1 protein-coding gene is annotated in these 781 nt (G+C 44.8%); it reads right to left on the reverse strand.

From position 1 onward, the window contains the following. A partial coding sequence (locus tag RM539_RS19880; RefSeq protein ID WP_311505164.1) for a PfkB family carbohydrate kinase occupies positions 1–780 on the reverse strand: 780 nt, incomplete at its 3' end. Position 781: the final 1 nt, after the last annotated feature.

Here is a 781-nt window from a genome sequence, read left to right on the forward strand (position 1 = left end):
GTCCACAACGGTGGTGATCTCCAGTTCTTCGGTAGTAATATATTCCTTTCCGGTCCAGGCCCTGCCGTAAATCTTCTGCCAGGAAGCGCTTACGCCCGTTCTTACCTTGTCGAATACTTTCTCAATATTAGGGCATTCTTCCACCAGCTTTTTGGCTGCGGCAATAAAGCCTTCTTCTTCAAAACTAAAATCGGTATGTAGTATCTCATTGATCTCATTTACGCCACCAATAAAAATAGTAGAAAGGCAGGTGAGTTCCTTTAAAATTTCGTGGCCGTCTTTTCCATATTTCCACAAATTACTTCTATAAGCAGGATCTGCCGTGATGATAATTCCTTTCTTATTTGCCTGCTCCAAACCTTCTTTTAGGGTAAGATAAGCCCCTTCTGAAATAGCCGGCGAAATCCCTGTCCAGTGCAGGTAATCGCAGTTTTCAAGCACGCTTTCCCAATCCACCTGTTCGGGTTTCATATTGGCAAAAGCGCCGTGCAAACGGTTATAGGCAATTTTGCCGGACCGCATCGAGGAACCTACTTCTAAAAAGTACAATCCCAGCGGATGGTCTACTTTATTTACTGCGGAAACATCTATGCCAAACTGCCGCATCGCCGCGATGGCTGCTTCCCCCACCAAGTCATTAGAGACATTGCTCACCTGCTGCGTCTTTATTCCGAAATACGAAAGTGAGGCTGCCACATTCATCTCTGTTCCACCAAAAAAGAAATCCATTTTATTGGATTGCTGTAATTTGCGGTTTTCTGAAGGGGACAATCGCATGATC

Origin of the sequence: Autumnicola musiva, assembly GCF_031846585.1 — a bacterium.
GTDB lineage: Bacteria > Bacteroidota > Bacteroidia > Flavobacteriales > Flavobacteriaceae > Autumnicola > Autumnicola musiva.